The sequence below is a fragment of the Pseudomonas danubii genome (assembly GCF_042980055.1).
In the GTDB taxonomy this organism is placed as follows: Bacteria; Pseudomonadota; Gammaproteobacteria; order Pseudomonadales; family Pseudomonadaceae; genus Aquipseudomonas; species Aquipseudomonas danubii.
On sequence record NZ_CP116502.1, the window covers coordinates 3,401,947 to 3,419,029 of the forward strand.

Below are 17,083 nucleotides of genomic sequence, written 5' to 3' on the forward strand. Positions count from 1 at the left end.
AACCCGGCTGATGGTTAACGCCCTTCAAGCAGTTGCCCGGCCTGATCCAGCAGGCCCAGTGGGTCCTTGGTCTTGTGAATATCCACCGACAACAACTGGCGAAATTTGCGAGCCCCAGGGAAGCCCGTCCCCAGTCCCAGCACATGGCGAGTGATGTGGTGCATCGCGCCACCGCATGCCAGATGCTCGGCAATATAAGGTCGCAGCTGCGCCAGGGCCTCGGCCCGGGAAATGACCGGTGCGGTGCTGCCGAACAGCTGTTGGTCCACCTCGGCCAGCAGATAGGGATTGTGATAGGCCTCACGACCCAACATCACCCCATCAAAGGTCTGCAGATGTTCATGGCAGGCCTCCAGGGTCTTGATTCCACCGTTAAGGATGACTTCCAGCTGCGGGAAATCCGCCTTCAACCGTGCCGCCACGTCATAGCGCAGCGGTGGAATATCCCGGTTCTCCTTGGGCGATAGCCCTTCGAGAATCGCGATCCGTGCATGCACGGTAAAACTGGTGCAGCCGGCATCCTGGACCTGGCCGACGAAATCACACAGTTCGGCATAACTGTCACGACCGTTGATCCCGATGCGATGCTTGACCGTCACCGGAATCGACACCGCATCGCGCATGGCCTTCACGCAATCGGCCACCAGCGCCGGATGCCCCATCAGGCAGGCGCCGATCATATTGTTCTGCACCCGATCGCTTGGGCAACCGACATTCAGGTTGACCTCGTCATAACCGTGCTCCTGGGCCATGCGCGCACAGGCCGCGAGGTCCGCTGGAGTACTGCCGCCCAGTTGCAGCGCCAGAGGATGTTCGGACTGGTGATAGCGCAGGAAGCGTTCATGATCACCGTTGAGCAGCGCACCGGTGGTAACCATCTCGGTGTAGAGCAGGGTGTGTTTGGACAGTAGACGCAGGAAGAATCGGCAGTGACGGTCCGTCCAATCCATCATCGGCGCCACTGAGAAACGACGGGAAAAGCTTTGCTGTAGGGAGGTTTCGTTGTTCAAGGACATGAGGTTCTGCTTTGAGACGTTACGGCGGCAAATGAAGCAAGCTTCTTCGCATCGTGAACAAAAGATCTGATAGCGCGGAGTTTATCAGGAAAGCGCAGGGGCAATTTGTTTGTCCCCGGGATGGACGGGGGACGATTGGTGAGTCATCGAGTTACGCCGACTATCTGCCTCAACCGCACCGCAGAGTAGTACCCCACCATTGCGCCGAACCTCAGCCATACCCCCGCGCAAATGCACCAGGAAAGAACCTTCGGATAATCATCACGAAAGAACTTGCCATAGAAGCGGATCATGCCTCGATGTTTATGCCATTCGACGAACAACGGGCGTGAGCGGCTGCAGGCGCCCCAGGCGTGAAAGATTTTTGCTTGGGGCACGAAGCAGACTTTCCAGCCCTCATGGCGAAAACGCATGCACAGGTCCAGGTCTTCGCAGTGTAGGAAATAGCCTTCGTCCCAGCCGCCGACGCTGTCCAGGGCTTCGCGTTTGACCAGCATGCAGGCGCCGGAAATGGCTTCGACGTTGGTTGGTCGAGTCGGCAGGGGCTCGCGGTGCAGGAGAAAGTCGGAAAACAAGCGGGGTGACAGCCAGGCCAGACCCGAGAGGTTGAGGGCGCGAACCACCGCTCGGCGTGGGGTCGGAAAGACTCGGCGACCACCGGGCTGCTCGCTGCCGTCGAAATTGCACAGCAAGCCACCTGCCATGCCCAGGTCTTTGGAGTGGCACAAGGCGCCGATCAGTCCTTGGAGCGCCCCGGGTTGCAGCACGGTGTCGGGGTTCAGGAACAGGATATGGGGCTGCGTGCACTGTGTGGCGCCAAGGTTGCAGGCAGCGGCAAAGCCAGTGTTGCTCGGGTTGCGCAGGATACTCAGGCGTTTGTCGGCACCGTAGCGGGTCAGCACCTGTTGCAGGCTGTCGTCGTGGGAGGCGTTGTCCACCAATACCAGTCTGCCGACACCCTGTGCCAGCACTGAGGCGACACACTCTTCCAGCAGAAGGCCAGCGTTGTAGTTGACCACCACCACGTCACAGGATTGCGGCATGGGCCACCTCGAAACGTTTCGTCCAAGAGTTGGCCTCGCGGAACTGCAGGGTATTCGCCAGCGGCTCGCTGAACGCCAGGGCTTGGCGCATCACTTGGGGAATGTCCGCGGCGGTATCGCTGAGAAAAACTCCCGGTGTGTGACGGCGAACACTCATTTCGCCAAAGTCGGTGCTGACCACCGGCAGGCCCAGGGCCCGGTATTCGTAGAACTTGATCGGATCGACAAAACGGGTGATGTCGTTTCTCTTGAACGGAATCAGCCCGACGTCGAATTCGCTCATCGCCGCCAGTGCGGCTGGGTGCGACAGTGCCGGTAAGCAGCGGATGTTGGCGGCTAGGGCCGGAGGCGAGGTGCCGTGTTGCGGGCCTATCAAGCGCACCTCGGCTTCCGGGAAGGCATGGGCCAGGGCGAGGATGAAGTCCCAGTCGAACCACTTGGCGAGGGTGCCGATGTAGCCGAATACGGGGCGCGTGGCATGTGCTGTGGATCGGCACAGTGGCAGGGAGGGCAACCGTTCGCTGGCACAGCCATTGAGTAGCAGGCGTGCATTGACCTGCTGCTGCAACCAATAGTGCTGCAGGTTCGAGCAGGAGGTCAGGGCGGTGGTCACGGCTCTGGCCGTTTCGCGCTGGCGTTGCTGCATGGCGCGCCGGGACCAGCCGCTATAGAAAGCCGGCACGTTGTCCATCACGTCATAGAAACTGCCGACGAAGAGCGGCTCGCGCAGCAATTGCAGGGCCAGTCGCGAGGGCTTGCCGATGCCTAGCTGGGTCGGTCCCTGAGCGAAGTGCCTGACCTGCTGCATCAGGCGCCCCCAGAACAGTCGATTCAACCACCCCGAACCGGGCAAGGGCTCTATCGGCAGGGCTCGGGGACGGATCAGGGTCAACCAGTCGGGCACCGGTTCGCTGTGAGGGGCTGGGGAGTGCTGCAGCAGGTCGCGGGGCACCGGGAGGCGAGTGGGGTAGGGTTCGATCCACAGCACCGGAGCCCGGGTGCTGGCGTGGAACTGTCGAACCAGTTCCTGGGGCCGTTGGGCGAAACTGTGCCAACTGACAGGCGACAGATAGACCAGTTTCATGGCTCCTCCCTGGAGGTGTGCGGGACCCATGGGCGGTTCCATTTGGCTTCGTAGAAAGCCTTGTTGCGGTTGAACAGTTGCTGGCGCTGGCTTCCGGGCATCAGTTCGAAGGAGGCGGACAGGTGGTGATGAATGAACACGTCTTCGGCGAAGGCACAGGACAAGCCGGCTTGCTCGACACGGCGGCAGTAATCGTCGTCCTCGAAAAAGCCCAGCCCGAAGGCTTCGTCCAGGGGGCCTATGCGCTGATAGGTTGACCTGGACATCATCACCGCGAAGAAACCGAGGGTGGCGCAAGGCACACTCAGGCCGGCGTGGCGCCAGGTGTATTGGCGGGCACGGACGGCCATTTCCCGTGAGTCCTGATAGCGGATGTCGATCTTCGCTTCATTGCCGATGTTGTTGGTCACCGGTCCGATCAGACCGAGCCCCGGGTCGCGCTGCAGGTGGCGGCGTAGGGTTTGTGCCCAGCCGCTGGTGACCTGGGTGTCATTGTTGAGCAGTGCCAGGAACTCGCCCTTGGCCAGGGCCAGGCCCTGATTGTTGGCGGCGGCAAAACCCCGATTGCTGTTGTTGAGAATCAGCGAGTGTCCGCTGCTCGCTGACCAGCGCTGGAGGAACTCGACGCTGCCATCGGTGGAGGCGTTGTCCACGACGATGATTTCCAGTGGCTCGCTCAGGGAATCGGCAGCCAGGCTCGCCAGGCAGTCCCGAGTGAAGGCCAGGTTGTTGTAGGTCACCACTATCACGCTCACCAGCGGTTGAGAGGCAACATTCTCTGTCAGGTTAAGCAGGGCCTGTACCCGGTGTTGCCAGGTTTGCTGCGCGGCGAAGGCCTGGCGTTGGCGAGAAGCAGCGCTGCATCCAGGTTCCTGCAACGCCCGGGCGATGGCATTGATAAAAGCGGGCGTGTCCTCGGCGATGGCGACCTGTTGCTTGAATTCGTGCAATTCAGGGAGATCCACCGCCACCACCGGTTTACCGGCGCTCAGGTACTCGTAGACCTTGACCGGGTTGGTGGCCAGGGTTAGCGGTTCGATGCGGAACGGCAGGATGCAGACGTCGAAAGCCTGCAGGTAGGCGGACAGCTGCGCATAAGGAATCTCGCCCGTGAGCTTGATATTGGCGTGGCCCCGCAGGCGCGCGCCGATACCTGCGGTATCTGCGCCAATCAGCAGCACGGTGCAGTGGGCAAAGGCGCTGGCTATGGCAGACACCAGGTCAACGTCGAACCAATGGGCTAACGCCCCGTAGTAGCCTATCACGGGACGTTTTTGCGGATCTTGATAGCGGCGTTCCGTGGGTGTTGAGAAGTAGTCGAAGTCGGCAGCGTTGCGCAGGATCGCTCGCTGCTGCGCAGCTGTCCTTGGCCTTTGCGGGTGCCAATGTTGTTCAAGCCATGCCGAGGCAAACAGCACCACATCGGCTTCGCGGATCAGGCGGCACTCCAGTTGTTGCAACTGCGCGGCGTTGTTGCCAAATCCCTGATGGTGATCCATGCAGTCATAGACCACACGACTGTTGGGCAGCACTCCCGCCACGGGAGCCCAGAACGGGTGCTGGATCAGCGATACCACCTGGGGCGAATTCGCCCAACTCAGGAGTTCACCGATGCTGCGCCGTAACTGCCAGATCAAGGTTTCATCCGGTACTGCGTGGTAAATGATCGGCGCAGTGTGGGCAAAGAGCCGGACTTCGAACAGGCGCCCCGTTTCATCAAGAGGGCGCAGTGTAAAACCGTCGCGAGGGTCATCCTCCAGAGCGGCCGAGATGTAGAACACGCGGCGTCCGTCAAGGCTCAACTGCTCGGCCAGCTGTTGCGGGCGCTGGTGTCGAAAATCCCAGTCGATGACGCCCCAGAATACGTAGTCGGGCGCATTCTCCAGCGGCTCCTGCAAGTTGCAAAGTGGAGGTTGAAACAGACTGTCGGCTATTACGTCGCGGTGCAGGGCTCGTCGTACGGATGTCATTTGGCGATAAATTCGACCCAATAGGACGCGCAGAAGATTCGGCAGTGGCAGTCTCCGATAGGTGTTGCGCAGTTGCCTGAGTAGTGCTTTGGGGTCAGGCCGTGGCATTCCCGGTTTCCCTTAGGGCTATGACGCTTCCAGTCATGTTTACGTACGGCTTAGTCATGAGGCCCTTCATAGTCATGCAGTGGAGTCTGGTCTGCGGCCGGCCACATCGAACTCAGAGAGCCGGTACGGTAGAAGGTCACGGTCATGCTGCGGCGCGAGGTCCGGCAGTTGTCCACTACCTGTGATACGGCGTGCCATGAATGCTCGGCACGCACCAGGACGGCAGAGTTACCGACCAGAGGCGGGATCACTGCTACCACATCTGTTGGATCCGCAGAGCCGAGGATGTTCAGGCAGCCACCCTCGTTGATGTTCCAGGATTCGTTGAAATACAGGATATGGGTCACCAGCTTGTCGCTGAGGTCGGGATGAGGGCCCAGGCAGGCCTGCGGCCCGTAGTGGAATACATTGATTTCCATGGGGGCTGTGCGCAGGTCCAGGTCGGTCAGTGTCGACATCGCCAGGCGATAGGCCGCAGAGCTCAGTTCTGTCGCGAGTGCCAGCCATACGGGGCTCAGGCCTTCGGGGTGGACGATGCGCCCAGTCCCCATTTCCACCAATTGCCGCGCCTGGTACTCATAGTCTTTTTCTCCGCCATATCCATACACTCGCTTGAAGGCGTCATGGGGGTAGGTCGCTGCCAACGCCGCGGCGTCTTGCGCTGTGTACAGGCCATCGATCTGGCCCCAGCGGAAAGGTTGGTTGTGCAGTGGCTGTTTGGTGAGCCTCGTCAGATCTAGCATCCTGTTCATCTTCCCAGTAGATGGTTGAAACGGCGTCGAAGGGAACGCAGTGGCGCAGTGATGCGAAAGGAGCTGGAGCGATACACCCGGTCGAGTTCGCCGCAGGCGTGTCCCATGAGTTCCTGTTGCTGCCGCTGTTGTTGTTTCAATTGCTCCATTTGCTTATGCAGTGCCTCCAGCTCAGCCTGTTTTTCCAGGCATTCCTCACGCCAGTCCAGGCGGGTTTCTTCCAGTAGTCCAGGCAGTGCTTGCCAGAGTCGGTCGATTGACTGGCGGGTGGGGCGGCGGCCCTGGCTGATGAGTTCGGCCACTCGATCCCAATGGCGCTGCAATTGCTCTCGGGCATCGACCAGTCGGGCGCAGGGGGCACGCCGTACAAGGCGCTCCAGGAACCACTGGGGATCTATCTCTTGCACAGCGTGCAGGGGGTGGATTCCCTCGTAGTCCTGCAGGGCGGTGTACTTGCCCAGGTCCAGGCGGGCCGAGCTGAAGAGGGGCACACCGAAGGCCAGGGCGGTAATCGCCAGGTGGTAACTGTGGCCGATCACGCCTTGGGCGTGGCCGAGGATCTCGGCCAGCAGCAGCGGTGCTGGCCAGGTAGGCAGGCGTACGGCCCTTGGCAGGTCGTCGCCAAGAATCGATTCGTGATCTCCCAGTACCGGACCGATGGGCAGCAACAGCAGCTGCCACTTTGCAAAGAGCGGGTTGTGGGTTTTCCATAACTGCAGGAACCCCTCCAGGCCGGCAATCGCATGCACCACCAGGTAGGGCTCGTTCAGGCCAGCCTGTTCACAGAGTTGGCGGTATTCCACGGAGGGCTGCTGCAGGTCGATCAGGTTGGGCAGGCCGAATGCGGTGTCCGGCAGCACCTCGACTCGGGCCTGATCGCTCAGCGCCGACAGGGTGTCTTGAGACAAGGTGTCCCGTACTTGTACATGGGGGCTGAGTTCCAGGGCCAGTTTGACCAGAGGGACTGCCCAGGTCGGTACGTTGTTGCAGTGCATGCCCGGGGCATTCCAGATCAGCGGTACGTCATGCTGCAGGGCAATCAGTGCGGGGGACAGCCAATAACCCGTGGGATGGTGGATCTGCGGGTCTGGCGGGTAGTACCCCGGGGCCACCACTTTGTCGAAGCGGATGATGAAACCGCCTCCAATCAGTACCCCGTCCAGGGTCTCGATCAACCTGGGCAGTTCGCTGACCGAGGTGACGTTGTAGGGCCATTGTGGTGTCGTGCGGGTGTTATAGGAGAAGGCATGCAGGTGCACAGTGCCCAGGCGCGCCTGCAACTCGGCGGCGGCGATCAGGGGAAACAGCAGATCGCCGTAGTTGGCCACGTCAAAGGTACCGAAGATCGCTACCTGCCACTCCTTGTCCTTCATGAGTGTTCCTCGGTCGCCCTGGTTGTTTGTCCTTCACGGGTGACGGGCTTGATGTGCAAATCGACGATTCCCAGGAAGTGCTTGTTGCCCGGCAGAATGTCGAAGGCCAGCAGGGCGACCTGCTTTTCAATCAGTTGTGAGGTTTCTTCGGTCTCGCCATCCATCAGCTTGAGGGTGATGTGGTAGCGCCCGGCAGCCAGGTTGGCCGCGAACTGCAGGCGGATCGAAGCGCGGCGCCAGCCATTCTCGGATGCGCCGCTTTGCAGGGACGCATTGACTCCGCTGATCACCAGCAGCCTGGCCTCCTGGATGGTCAGGCTGATGTTGGGGCGGGTGACGGCGTCGCTGACGAGCGTGTCGATGGCGATCTCGATGCTGTCGCCATGGACAAAGCTCGAGTACAGCGCTCCGGTGTTGCTGAAGACCGCCGAAGTGATGCGTCCTTCATCGGTGCCAAAAGCCATGCCGTGTTCCGGGTTGAGCGCTGTCTTGACCGTGACCTGGATGGCTCCGGCGCTGGCCCAGCGCCGCTGTTCGTCGCGCATGTCCAGCAGGTAGAGCTCGGCCATCGCTTCCGGCGCGCCGCTGGCGCGGATTTCGCCGTTACGCAGATACAGGGCGCGGTTGCAGAAGCGCTTGATCAGGCTCATGTCGTGAGACACGAACAGCAGGGTCATGCCTTGTCGTGTCAGGCGATCGAGTCGCTCCAGGCACTTGAACTGAAAGGAAGCGTCGCCCACGGCCAGGGCTTCATCGACAATCAGGATGTCCGGCTCCACGCACACCGAGACGGCAAAGGCCAGGCGTACCAGCATGCCGCTGGAATAGGTCCTGGTGGGCTGGTCGATGAACTCACCAATATTGGCGAACGCGGCGATTTCGTCGAAGCGCGCTTCGATTTCCGCGCGCTTGAGCCCCAGCACCGCACCGTTGAGGTAGACGTTCTCGCGGCCGGTGAACTGCGGATTGAATCCCGAACCCAGCTCCAGCAAGGCAGCGATCCGGCCGTGGCGGGTCAGGCTGCCGCAAGAGGCACCCGTGGTGCCGCAAATCAGTTGCAGCAAGGTCGATTTGCCGCTGCCGTTGCGTCCGATGATGCCCAGGGCTTCGCCTTTGCGAATCTCCAGGGAGACCTCTTTCAATGCCCAGAACTCGCGATAGCGCGGTTTACCGCGAGGCAGCAGCAATTGCAGCAAGCGATCCCGAGGCTGGTCGTAGATCTGATAGCACTTGCCCAGGCCCTGGGTCTTGATCACAGGATCAGAGCACATCGGCAAACCCCTGGCGGGTCTTCTCGAACCACGCGTGTCCGAGAAAAGCCACAACGCTGGCACCCACCAGTTGGCCCAGCCATAGGCTGATATCGGGGACGACGCCCCAGATCAGCACGTCGCGGGATGACTCGATGACCAGGGTCAGGGGGTTCAGATAGAGCCAGTGCTGATAGGCAGTCGGCAGTGCGCTCACGGGATAGAACACTGCGGACAGCAGCATCAGGGCCGACATTAGCACTCCAATGACCTGGCCGATGTCCCGCAGGTAGACCCCCAGGGACGCCAGGAACCATGACAGCCCAAGCGTGAACAGCACCAGCGGCAGCAGTACCAGGGGAAACAGCAAGGTGGTGAACGGTGGCAGGCCGAAGACCAGTAGATGAAAGATCAGCCAGACGATGAAACTCACCAGGGTATGGAACAGCACGGCCCCGAGTATCACGCCGGGCAGGAGGTCCAGGGGGAACACGACTTTCTTCACGTAGTTGGCGTTGCTCGGGATCAGGCCCGGAGCACGGCTGATGCATTCTGAAAACAGGTTGAAGACCATCATGCCGGTGAATACCAGCAAGGCGAATTGGCTTTTCGAGTCGCTGCCGGTGTCCCAGCGCACCTTGAACACCACGCTGAAAACGAAGGTGTATACCAGCAGCATGAGCAGGGGGTTGAGGAAGGACCAGAGCAGACCGGCGATCGATCCGCGATAGCGGCCTGTGACCTCACGCTCGATCAGCGCCAATAGCAGTTCCCGATGGCGCCAGCGCATGAACGTGAAACGGTTAAGCGTGTTACCCCCAATCAACATCCACTCCTTGGTGATCAACTTCCAACACCGCCATACGCACGACCTGAAAGTACAGAGGAGCGGGACGGTGGTTTGCATCGAAGATTCTTATGAGTTGTGTATAGACCAAAAATGCATGGACCGACGGCGTTTTTGTGAGCTTTTTGATGATTCGTGCCGATCAGTGCAGGTCTGTTGATAAAAGGTGGCGAGGTGGTGGGAGTTTCGCCTGGGGAACTGTGGAAGGTTGCAGACCGGCGGAAACTGTCAGTCGCTCCACCGGTCTTTTTCGAGTACTAGGGGCGGCGCGCTGCCAGTTGCTCGGCCAGGCCGTGTGCCTGGCGCACGGTCGCTTGCCGGGAGGCCTGGTCGATGTCTGGCCCGAGAATGGTTTTCTCCACCACCAGCGAGTGCTGGTCGGCAATGCCGATGAAGTTCAGCCAGGCCTCGATGTAGGGTTTCTGGAAATCGAACGCTTGGGCCGGAGTGTTCGACTGGGCTGAAAAATCCAGCCCGCGGGCGTAGCTCACCACCGCTGTCTTTTCGCGCAACAGGCCCTGCAGCCCGTGCTCGGGGTCGAAGCTGAAGAGGATTCCCTGGTGCGATACCAGGTCAATGAAATGCTTGAGCTTGTAGGGAATGCTGAAATTCCACAGCGGCACGGAGAGCACCAACAGGTCGGCCTGATGCAGGGGCACGGCGAGTTCCTGGAGTCGGTCCCAGGCGCTTTGTTCGCCAGCGTTCAACGGCTGGCCACCGAGTCGGGCGTACTTGGCGTCCATTGCAGTCTGATCGAGCTCCGGCAGTTCCAGGCTCCAAAGGTCCAGGGTGCTGACTTGAGTGTCGGGAACCTGTTGTTGATAGCGCTGGATAAAACTGCGGGCGATTTCCAGGGAGGCGGAGCGACGTAAGCGAGGCGAGCATTGGATGTGCAGGAGCCGGGTCATGAACGAATCTCTTGGTGGACAGGGATGACCGCTATTGCAACATAGCTTGTTTGTAAATATAAATTGTCGATCTAAGGCTTATTAATTGCGATGTGAAATATGTTCGATGCCTTGCTGCTCCGTACCTTTGTCGCTGTTGTCGATGAACAGGGGTTCAGTCGTGCAGCACAAAAACTGCACTTGACCCAGTCGGCGGTCAGCGGCCATCTGCGGCGCCTGGAACAGCAGGTCGGCAAGCCGTTGCTGCAACGCACCACCCGCTCACAGCAACTGACAGCCGATGGCGAGCGGCTGATGGCCTACGCCCGAGCCATTCTGGCGTTGAATCGCGACGCCTGGACCGAGTTGACCCGGGTGCCGTTCCATGGGCGTGTGGGGATTGGATTGGCGGAGGATTTTGCCGAGCCCCGTCTGTTGCGTGCGCTTCTGGATTTTGCCGGGCAGTTCCCGGGTATCCAGCTCGATGTGCAGGTGAGCATCCCCGGTACCCTCCTGGATCTTCTGGCTCAGGGCAGTTTGCAACTGGTGGTGGGGTCCTTGTGCGAAACAGCAGCGCCAGGCCGGTTGCTCTGGTCCGAACCCCTGGTCTGGGCCGGGCTGCCACAATCAGTGGCACCCTTGCCCGAGCCTTTGCCCCTGGCGCTGTTTCCTGAGCCTTGTCCTTATCGGGCGGTGGCCCTGGGGCTGTTGGCCAAAGCCGGCATTGCTCAGCGTACGGCCATGCTCTGCAGCAGCAATGGGGCCTTGCGTGCCGCAGTGCTGTCGGGCTTCGCCGTGGCGCCCATGGCGGTCAGTCAGTTGGGAGCAGGGCTGTGTGCACTGGGGGCGGAATACGGTTTGCCGGAGTTGCCTCAGGCCCAGTTCCGGCTGTTTACTGCGTCCGACGCGGACCCGGCCGTTGTGGCGACACTGACTCAGGTCATCGTCGAATATTGTTCCAGCCGACGATCCGCGCTTTAGGCATCGTCCTCTGCGGCCGATAACCCCTGCAAGGGGCTAGATCGGATGCGGTTGTGAGCGGCCCCTGGCCTGTGTTTGAACGCCATGGAGCCGATGTTTTACAGGATGCTGGTCAGTGAACCGGTCTCGAAAACAATCAGGGATCTGCCGCGTAGTTCAGGCTTTTCCCGTCAGGACGCCCCTTTTGCCTGTCCCCATTTACGACGCTCAACACGCCCCGGGTGGCACCTTGAAACGCTTGCCGCTGCTCAAGGCCGCGGTGGCCTTTATCGCCACGGTGTTCCTGTGCCTGTGCGGTTTGCTTTACCTCCAGCTAGAGCAGTCCTGGCGCCATGACCTGGCGCAGGCAGAGGTCAACTCCACCAACCTGACTCGGGCCATTGCCCAGCAGGCGGAGGACACCTTCATGGAGGCCGACCTGGTGCTGATGAGCCTGTCCGAGTGGATCCAGGCCATCGGCGAGGGCCCCGTGCAGCGGCTGCGCCTGCAACAGATCTTTGCTCGACGGGTACAGGCCCTGGTGCAACTCAGCGGAGTGTTTCTCTATGACAAGCAAGGCCAGTGGGTGGTCAGTTCCTTTAACGATTCGCCTCATGGCAAGGACGTGGCAGATCGTGACTACTTCAGGTTCCACCAGCAGAACGCTTCGCTGCAGGCCCATATCAGTCCGGCGATTCGCAGTCGCGCCAACGGCGAGTGGATCATTCCCATTTCGCGGCGGATCAATGACCAGAACGGGAACTTCCAGGGCGTGCTGATGGCCGGCATCAAGCTGGCTTACTTCGATCAATTCTTCAAAAGCTTCAATATCGATGAGCAGGGCGTGATGTTTCTCGCCCTGTCCGATGGCACCCTGATCGCGCGGCGGCCATTCGAGGAGCGGCAAGTGGGGGCCTCCCTGTCCCGTGGCGAGATTTTCAGCAAGTACCTGCCTGAGGCCACCTCCGGCAACGCCATGATCACCTCGATCGTGGATGGGGTGACGCGCTTGTATGGCTATCGCCAGTTGCAGGCGTATCCGCTGGTGGTGGCGGCGGCCAACTCCAAGGACTCGATTCTCAAGGGCTGGTACGCCTCGGCCTATCAATCCACGGCCATCGTTGCCCTGGTGCTGCTGGGAGTGGGGCTGTTCGGCTGGGTGTTTGTGAGCCAGGTGCGCAACAACGAGCGGATCGAAACCGATCTGCGCAAGGCCCAGGAGGCGTTGGAGGTGATTGCCACCCATGACAGCCTGACCGGTTTGGGCAATCGGCGGCTGTTCGAGCGCTCCCTGGAGATCGAGTTCGGTCGCGGGGCGCGGCAGAGCACGCCGCTGAGCCTGATCATTGCCGACATCGATTACTTCAAGCGTTACAACGATACCTACGGCCATGTGGCCGGCGATCATTGTCTGGCAGAGGTGGCCCAGGCCCTGAAAGGGTGTTGTCATCGCAAGACCGACCTGGCCGTGCGTTATGGCGGGGAAGAGTTCGCGGTGCTGCTACCCGATACCGATATCCACGGTGCCCTGGCCATGGCCGAGCAGATTCGCCAGAGCGTCATGGAGCGCAACATCAGCCATTCCGGTTCTCCAGTGGGACGCGTGACCATCAGTCTGGGCTGTTACTCCTTCGTTCCTACGGGGCGCGACAGCATCGAAGTCTTCATTGAACGGGCGGATGCAGCGCTGTATCAGGCCAAGGCCACGGGGCGCAATCGGGTGATGGCCCTGGCGGTGGAGAGCGCTGAGGATCTGCTGCAGCGCTCCGACCGTTGAGTCATTGTCAGGCTTTGCAGAAGATCTGATTGGCGTATGTATTGCCACCAAGCTCATAGGTGGTGCCTGCGGCGTCATATCCCTGGGCCCGGTAGAAGGCCCGTGCCGAATGATTTTTGAGCCACAGGCAGGACGCTCGCCGCGCCTGGGCGAGGCCGCTAGGGCGGTGGCTACTACAGAATCACCGTCAGCTCTTGGCAAGCGCCAATCCCGGGCCAATGCGATAAAAAATATCAGCCGAATCGATTGTTGGAATGCCCCGTTTCTGGCTTATACCTATCGTTGACCTGGCAGGGACCGGTGCTGGACAAGCGGATCGGCACAAGAATCTCCGGAGCCCTGCGCGACACTCATTTCAAGGATTTGTGCATGAGCCAGCCGCACCTGATGAACATTGACCTCTATTTGCGCCGACTGGGTTACCACAGCGCGCCGCCGCCGACCCTGGAAACGCTGCGAGAACTGCAATGGCGACATGTCTGCGAGTTTGCCTTCGAAAGCCTTTCTACCTTGTTGCGCCTGCCGGTGCCCATCGACCTGGGCACGGTGGAACGCAAGATTCTGCAAGAGGGGCGCGGTGGCTATTGCTATGAACTCAATCAGACGTTCCTGGTGCTGTTGCAGCATCTGGGCTATGAGGCGCGTGGCATTACCGGGCGGGTGGTCATGGGAGGCCCGGAGGATGCGCTCACCGCGCGCAGTCACAGGTTGACGCTGTTGCACCTGGACGGGCAGCGCTACATCGCCGATGTCGGCTTCGGCGGCATGGTGCCCACTGCGCCCTTGCTGCTCGATACCGAAGCAGAGCAGGCAACACCCCACGAGCCCTATCGCATTACCGAGCGAGACGGTAGCTACACCCTGCGCGCCAAGGTCATGGATGAGTGGCGGGCCCTGTACGTCTTTGATCTGCAGATACAGGGCGATGTGGACTACGAAATGGGCAACTGGTACGTATCGACTCACCGTGACTCGCCTTTCCTCGGTCAGTTGAAGGTGGCGCTGATAGGGTCGGGGGTGCGCCGAACCCTGAACAACGGCAGCTACGCTTTGCATCGCGTGGGGCAGCCCAGCGAGCGGCGGCAGATCACTAATGCGGGGGAGCTGATGCAGTTGTTGCAGGACGAGTTTGCCTTGCGTCTGCCGGAGCATCCCGAGTTGTCGAGAGTGCTCGAGCGCTTGCTGGAGGCCTGATCACCACCTGTCGCACCGGGAGCGGGAGCCGAATACGGAAGCACTTCCCGATTAAATTCCCAAGCTGGCGCTCCATAGAATCCACCGGCAAACCGGCAATTTTCTATGGAGAGAATCATGCAGAAAATACATCGATCCACGGTGTCCGGCAGTACCGCAACACCGCTGAGGCGTTTCAGGCAGGGGCTGTTCGCTGCGCTGCTGGCAGTGGTCAGCCTGTGTTCCACCAGCAGCTTCGCGGTCCCCAACCCCGACGGCAACTACAACCTGAGCATGGACGCCCGGGCCGGGTCGCCCTATCCACCGTCCGACAACTACAGTGCCGATCTCAAGACGTCCGGAGTCGGGCCGGCGTTCACGGTGCCGGTGAGTCGACACCACATCATTGCCTACAACCAATTGCGGGATTTCTACATGTCCGTGGTGCAGCGTGGGCACTTGAAGGAGCTGAAGGGTTTCTGGGACGGCTTTGGCGCACGTTTCCTCAGCTATGGCCAGGACAATCGAGTCAACGTCACTGCGCCGGTGGCGGCGGATTATGACCAGGCCAAGACGTTGCTCGAGGAGATCGGTCGGGGCGTGGTGCGGGCCAATGCGGGCGTGCCGCCACGGCCCCTGGGTTGGGACACCTTCCATGGCTTCTACACCTGGATGCCCTGGAACCTGTTTCTCGGTCCGAACGGCCGCAATGATGATCCGGGTGAGCAATTCGAAACCAATGCCCAGTACATCATCAATAACAAGGACACCTGGAACACCATCATCAATGTGCGCGACAACATGCTCAGCTATCAGCGTGACGGCAACGTGAAGACCCTGGCCAACATCAACTCGCAGCTGTTGCGTTTGTCGGCGCGGACCCGGGTCTATCCGCTGGTCAGCGATCAGTGGATTCGTGTCGCCCCCAATGTGTACAAGATCCGCGTACCGGCCAACTGATTGGTCTTTTTGTGTGCAGCAAGGGCCGATCCAGCCAATGGATCGGCCTTTTTTTGCGTTGTGTTTCAGCGGGTGGGGTTGGGGCCAAGGATGTCGGCTTGCTGCACAGGTCCTGCCGGCCCGATGTGGGGCGGTGGCTCTGGGGCGGCCATTCAGGCTGGAAAAGGGTGATCCGTACGACCTGGGCGGGGCTTTTTATCGGTGAATCAGCAGGGGGAAGTGCCCGAAGATTGACCGATAAACTGTATACAATCCTATGGACAGTTGTCTTTGTTGTTGCATACAGTGTGCGCATAACAAAAACAGGGAACCCCACACCATGAATACGCCCCAGGTTTCACAGCAACGTCCCGAAGATGAAAATTTGGGTATTGCCGCGAATATGGCTTATGGCCTGCAACACGTTCTGACCATGTATGGCGGTATCGTTGCGGTGCCACTGATCGTCGGCCAGGCGGCCGGTCTGTCGCCAGCGGAGATCGGCCTGCTGATCGCCGCTTCGTTGTTTGCAGGGGGGCTGGCAACCTTGCTGCAAACGCTCGGCGTGCCGTTTTTCGGCTGCAAGCTGCCGTTGGTTCAAGGGGTGTCCTTTGCGGGCGTATCGACCATGGTGGCGATTGTCACCAGCAGCGGCGAGGGCGGCTTCCAGTCAATTCTGGGGGCGGTGATTGCAGCTTCGCTGATCGGCCTGCTGATTACGCCGGTGTTCTCTCGCATTACCAAGTTCTTTCCCCCGCTGGTCACCGGAATTGTCATCACCACCATCGGCTTGACGCTGATGCCTGTGGCGGCGCGCTGGGCCATGGGCGGAAATAGCCGCGCGGCGGATTTTGGCAGCATGTCGAACATCGGTCTGGCGGCCCTCACCCTGGTGCTGGTGCTGCTACTGAGCAAGATCGGCAGCGCGGCGATTTCCCGGCTGTCGATTCTCCTTGCCATGGTCATCGGTACGGTGATCGCGGTGTTCCTGGGCATGGCGGATTTTTCCGGTGTCACTCAGGGGCCGATGTTTGGCCTGCCCACGCCGTTCCACTTCGGGATGCCGACTTTCCATGTCGCAGCGATCCTGTCGATGTGCATCGTGGTCATGGTGACCCTGGTGGAAACCTCGGCGGACATCCTCGCGGTGGGTGAAATCATCCACACCAAGGTCGACTCCAAGCGCCTGGGGGATGGGCTGCGTGCCGATATGCTGTCGAGCATGATCGCGCCGATCTTCGGTTCCTTCACTCAGAGTGCTTTTGCCCAGAACGTCGGGCTGGTGGCAGTCACCGGGATCAAGAGCCGTTTTGTAGTGGCTACCGGCGGCGTGTTTCTGGTAGTCCTCGGCTTGCTGCCCTTCATGGGGCGGGTGATTGCGGCGGTGCCCACCTCGGTGCTGGGCGGTGCCGGTATCGTGCTGTTTGGCACCGTGGCGGCCAGTGGCATTCGTACCCTGTCCAAGGTCGACTACCGCAACAACATGAACCTGATCATCGTCGCGACCTCCATCGGCTTCGGCATGATCCCGATCGCTGCGCCGAGCTTCTACGATCACTTCCCCAGCTGGTTTGCGACGATCTTCCACTCGGGCATCAGCTCGTCGGCGATCATGGCGATCCTGCTGAACCTGGCGTTCAACCATTTCACCGCAGGCAACTCGGACCAGCAGTCGGTGTTCGTCGCTGGCACCGAGCGCAGCCTGCGTTTCCAAGACATTGCCGTACTGCGTGAGGGGGACTACTTCAGCGGTGGCAAGCTGCACGATGCCGAAGGCAATGAAGTGCCGCTGGTAGCTGAGGTTTCGGGACAGTCGTCGAATCCGCTTGGGGACGGCTCGGCACCGAGCCATGCTCGAGGCAGTGCGCAAACCACGCACTGAGTGCAATCATTGCGACATTAAA

At 60.5% G+C, this 17,083-nt stretch carries 14 protein-coding genes; 5 read left to right on the plus strand and 9 right to left on the minus strand.

The annotated features are described in order from the left end of the window. Positions 1–14: 14 nt before the first annotated feature. The 9 genes from dusA to PFZ56_RS15855 all read right to left on the minus strand — a co-directional run bounded on the left by dusA (position 15) and on the right by PFZ56_RS15855 (position 10,351). A complete protein-coding gene (dusA, locus tag PFZ56_RS15815) occupies positions 15–1,016 on the minus strand; it encodes a tRNA dihydrouridine(20/20a) synthase DusA (protein ID WP_170002221.1) in 1,002 nt (333 codons plus the stop codon). Between the two features lie 143 nt (positions 1,017–1,159). After that, on the minus strand, positions 1,160–2,059 hold the full coding sequence (locus tag PFZ56_RS15820) for a glycosyltransferase family 2 protein (RefSeq protein WP_170002223.1): 900 nt from the start codon (positions 2,057–2,059) through the stop codon (positions 1,160–1,162). Next, the gene (locus PFZ56_RS15825; protein ID WP_170002225.1) at positions 2,043–3,143 is read right to left on the minus strand and encodes a hypothetical protein; all 1,101 of its coding nucleotides are present in this window, start codon (positions 3,141–3,143) and stop codon (positions 2,043–2,045) included. The genes PFZ56_RS15820 and PFZ56_RS15825 overlap by 17 nt, the downstream gene beginning before the upstream one ends. Beyond that, positions 3,140–5,113, minus strand: a complete 1,974-nt coding sequence (locus PFZ56_RS15830) for a glycosyltransferase (protein ID WP_262379471.1) — start codon at positions 5,111–5,113, stop codon at positions 3,140–3,142. The genes PFZ56_RS15825 and PFZ56_RS15830 overlap by 4 nt, the downstream gene beginning before the upstream one ends. A 158-nt stretch (positions 5,114–5,271) precedes the next feature. Further along, complete coding sequence (locus PFZ56_RS15835) at positions 5,272–5,964, minus strand: 2OG-Fe(II) oxygenase family protein (protein WP_110596791.1); 693 nt, start codon at positions 5,962–5,964, stop codon at positions 5,272–5,274. Positions 5,965–5,969: 5 nt separating this feature from the next. Beyond that, positions 5,970–7,346 carry a polysaccharide pyruvyl transferase family protein gene (locus PFZ56_RS15840; RefSeq protein WP_170002229.1) on the minus strand — a complete coding sequence of 459 codons (1,377 nt, stop codon included), beginning with the start codon at positions 7,344–7,346 and terminating at the stop codon, positions 5,970–5,972. Further along, on the minus strand, positions 7,343–8,617 hold the full coding sequence (locus tag PFZ56_RS15845) for an ABC transporter ATP-binding protein (RefSeq protein WP_110596793.1): 1,275 nt from the start codon (positions 8,615–8,617) through the stop codon (positions 7,343–7,345). The genes PFZ56_RS15840 and PFZ56_RS15845 overlap by 4 nt, the downstream gene beginning before the upstream one ends. Continuing rightward, positions 8,607–9,422, minus strand: coding sequence for an ABC transporter permease (locus PFZ56_RS15850; protein ID WP_170002300.1), 816 nt, complete (start codon positions 9,420–9,422; stop codon positions 8,607–8,609). The genes PFZ56_RS15845 and PFZ56_RS15850 overlap by 11 nt, the downstream gene beginning before the upstream one ends. A 278-nt stretch (positions 9,423–9,700) precedes the next feature. After that, entirely contained in the window at positions 9,701–10,351 is a 651-nt protein-coding gene (locus tag PFZ56_RS15855) for an FMN-dependent NADH-azoreductase (protein ID WP_170002231.1), read from the minus strand. Positions 10,352–10,450: 99 nt separating this feature from the next. Between PFZ56_RS15855 and PFZ56_RS15860 the strand changes: the two genes are divergently transcribed. The 5 genes from PFZ56_RS15860 (at position 10,451) to PFZ56_RS15880 (ending at position 17,061) form a co-directional block, all read left to right on the plus strand. Next, the gene (locus tag PFZ56_RS15860) at positions 10,451–11,311 is read left to right on the plus strand and encodes a LysR family transcriptional regulator (protein ID WP_170002233.1); all 861 of its coding nucleotides are present in this window, start codon (positions 10,451–10,453) and stop codon (positions 11,309–11,311) included. A gap of 184 nt (positions 11,312–11,495) precedes the next feature. Further along, positions 11,496–13,067 (plus strand): GGDEF domain-containing protein, encoded by a 1,572-nt coding sequence (locus PFZ56_RS15865; protein WP_102863697.1) that lies wholly within the window; start codon positions 11,496–11,498, stop codon positions 13,065–13,067. Positions 13,068–13,436: 369 nt separating this feature from the next. Next, a complete protein-coding gene (locus PFZ56_RS15870) occupies positions 13,437–14,261 on the plus strand; it encodes an arylamine N-acetyltransferase (RefSeq protein ID WP_170002235.1) in 825 nt (274 codons plus the stop codon). A gap of 117 nt (positions 14,262–14,378) precedes the next feature. Then, on the plus strand, positions 14,379–15,200 hold the full coding sequence (locus PFZ56_RS15875) for a hypothetical protein (RefSeq protein ID WP_170002237.1): 822 nt from the start codon (positions 14,379–14,381) through the stop codon (positions 15,198–15,200). A gap of 319 nt (positions 15,201–15,519) precedes the next feature. Continuing rightward, on the plus strand, positions 15,520–17,061 hold the full coding sequence (locus tag PFZ56_RS15880) for a nucleobase:cation symporter-2 family protein (protein WP_102863693.1): 1,542 nt from the start codon (positions 15,520–15,522) through the stop codon (positions 17,059–17,061). Positions 17,062–17,083 lie beyond the last annotated feature (22 nt).